The sequence below is a fragment of the Aminobacter sp. P4_H6_2 genome, from assembly GCF_056400805.1.
The window spans coordinates 1-3,004 of sequence record NZ_JBFUKO010000632.1; the positions used below are offsets into that span (position 1 = coordinate 1).

At 65.1% G+C, this 3,004-nt stretch carries 3 protein-coding genes; 2 read left to right on the top strand and 1 reads right to left on the bottom strand.

Annotated elements, in window-relative coordinates; all coding sequences use genetic code 11:
* Both AC1DUU_RS27755 and AC1DUU_RS27760 read left to right on the top strand, forming a co-directional pair.
* Positions 1-801 (top strand): sugar phosphate isomerase/epimerase family protein (locus AC1DUU_RS27755; protein WP_476786565.1); only part of this gene is annotated, 801 nt, incomplete at its 5' end.
* A gap of 15 nt (positions 802-816) precedes the next feature.
* A complete protein-coding gene (locus AC1DUU_RS27760; protein WP_476786566.1) occupies positions 817-2,286 on the top strand; it encodes an amidase in 1,470 nt (489 codons plus the stop codon).
* A 3-nt stretch (positions 2,287-2,289) separates the two neighbouring features.
* On the opposite strand, the gene AC1DUU_RS27765 is transcribed toward AC1DUU_RS27760, so the two are convergent.
* Positions 2,290-3,004: GntR family transcriptional regulator (locus tag AC1DUU_RS27765; protein WP_476786567.1), on the bottom strand; the 715-nt coding region annotated here is incomplete at its 5' end.

Sequence of the window (3,004 nt, forward strand, 5' to 3'; positions counted from 1 at the left end):
TTCCTGCACCAGCTGCCCGTCACCGATCTGGCGGGCAAGCTGTCGCACGCCGAGTACAAGTCGGTCGAGCTCAATGGCGACCTGTGGAGCAACGGCTTCGTGCCGCATGTGACGCCGGCGCTCGACGCGGCCGGCCGGGCGGATGTCGCCAGCGCCATCGCTGATGCTGGCATGAGCATCTCGGCGCTCAGCGCCTGTCTGCACCTTGCCAAGGAAACGGCAGAGGAACGGCGCGCCGGCATCGACTATCTGAAGGGCTCCGTGGATCTGGCGCGCGACATCGGCGCGCCAGTGGTCTGGGTCTTCACCGGCCGCGCCTTCGGCGGCATCGACATAGCCACGGCGCGAAAGTACCTGGCGGCGGCTCTGGAAGAAGTTTGCGACCATGCCAGGGATCGCGGCGTCAAGTTCGGCATCGAAGGCTGCTCGATGCATATCGTCGCCAAAGCTGACGAGTATCTCGACTTGTTCCGGGCCATCCCCGGCTCCGACGTTCGCGTCGCTTTCGACCCGACTCACTTCCAGTTGCGTGGCGAGGACCCTGTCAGGGCGGCGGAATTGCTGTTCGGCCGCATCAGCAATTTCCACGTCAAGGATTCGGTCGGCCTCTATCCCGACTTCAAATGCGTGCCGCTCGGCACTGGCGAAGTCGACCTTAAGGCCGTTACCGACACCTTGCGTCGGCTCGGCTACGACGGTGCTGCGTCTGTCGAATATGAATCGCACCTGTTTGGCTGGGACATTCCGGCCGACGACGTCATCCGCGACAGCCGCACCTTCTTGCGCGGCCTAGGCATCTGAACGAAGGAGAAGCCGATGTCTCGTTCGCCAATCGGGCCGTTCAAGGAGTTCGACGACTACGACGCGCTCGGTTTGGCCGATCTCGTGCGCCGCCGCGAGGTGAGTTCGCGCGAGTTGGTCGAGACGTCGATCGCCCGTATCGAAGCGCTCGACGGCACGCTCAATGCGGTCGTCATCCGCTGCTTCGAGCAAGCGCTCGACTCGGCCGACACCACTTCGCCGGCCGGGCCGTTTGCCGGCGTACCTTATCTTGCCAAGGACCTGCATTCATCCTGGGCCGGCGTTCCCTCGACAAATAGCATTTCGTCCTTTGCCGGTTCAGTTTCCCAATCGGATTCGCTGATCACCCAGCGGACGAAGAACGCCGGCTTCATCCTGCTCGGCAAGACCAACGCGCCAGAATGGGGCTGGTCGCTGACCACCGAGTCGCCTATGCACGGTCCAGCGCGCAACCCTTGGGCGTTTGACCGGACACCAGGCGGTTCGAGCGGCGGCGCGGCGGTGGCGGTCGCGGCGGGATATCTGCCGTTGGCCGATGCGGGCGATGGCGCCGGTTCCACCCGCGTGCCGGCGGCGATCAACGGGCTAGTCGGCCTCAAGCCGTCGCGCGGCCGCATTTCGCCGGGACCGGAGGCCGCCGACTTCTGGTTCGGCGGCGGGCAATCGTCATGCGTGTCGAGGACAGTCCGGGACACTGCGGCCATGCTCGACGCATTGCAGGGCGGCTATCCTGGCGAGCCCTATTATATCAGGGAGCGCCCGTCGTTCCTCGACAGCACCGCCCCCGGCAGCCGGCGCTTGCGCATCGGATTCAGCCTGAACAACCCGCGCGGCGATGCCAACAGCGCTGTCGTCGACGAGGCCGTCTGCGATGCGGCGCGGCTCTGCGGCGCGCTCGGGCACGAGGTCGAGCCGTTCGATTTCGACTATGACTTCGAGGGCTTGTGGCGCGCCTACACCGGCATGATCCGGGTCCAGACGGCGGCTCAATTCGACGATCACGCCAGGGCGCGGGGCGTTCCCAACAAGCCTTCCGACATGTCGGCGACGATCTGGACGACGATCGAACGCGGTCGGGCGACGAGCGCCATTCAGCACAGCCGCGACATCGAGGCGATGCGCCGGCATTCCCGCCACATCGCCACGCTGACCTCGCGCTATGATGTCGTGCTTCTGCCTGTCCTGCCGCAGACTACCCGCCCGCTCGGCTACTACGATATGTCCAAGGACATCGACGCCTATGATGCCTCGGCCATGGGCGAGGACGCTGTCTACATGATGCCGTTCAACGCCTCAGGTCAGCCCGCTTTGTCGCTGCCGCTCGGCATGGACCGTTCCGGGTTGCCACTTGGCGTCCAACTGGTGGCGCCACCGGCCGGCGAAGCAACGCTGATGGAACTTGCGGCATCGCTTGAACGCGCACGGCCCTGGTACGACCGGCGCGCGCCGTTCCATGCYGCCAACGGGGCCAGCGGCAGGTTCTGAAAATCAGTGCCGGACGCCGTTCGCCATGTGATGGGCGAACGGCCGGTCGAAATGCGCCGCGCACAGTCTGCCCAGACCTTCGAGATCCTGATTGTCCAGTGCCTTGATCATCTCGTCGTGCTCGGCGAGTGCCGGCGCGACAAGATTGTCCGCCATCAGGCTGCCGGCATCGATGCTGCGCATGCCGGCATCGCAGTCGTGGATCGAGCGCGCGATGAATTCGTTGCCCGTCGCCTCCAGCAAAAGGTCATGGAAGGCGCGGTCCTGGACATAGGCCAGTTCGAGATCGCCCACGGCGATTGCCGAACGGTGGATCTGCCGCGCCTGTTCGAGCTTGCCCATCAGCACCGGAGATACCGGAAGACGGATGCGCTGCACCGCTGCGGCGATCAAAAGCTGGCGGACATCATGCAGCTTGACCAGATCGTCGGGCGACAGGTGACGAACCACCGCGCCGCGATAGGGCTCGAGCTTGACCAGGCCGGTGCGCGCCAGCTCCTGCAACACGGCGCGCGCGACATGGCGCTTGACGCCAAGCCCGTAGACCAGTTCGTCCTCCATGATGCGTTCCTTGGGCAAAATTCGGCCGAGCACGATGTCGCGCTCGATCTTCTTTGCGACATTGCCAACGATTTCCGACGAGCGCGTCGTGCCCGACTGGCGGGCCCGGGCCCCGAGAGGCTTGAGCAGATCCTCCAGCCGCCTCGCTGTATCAGCC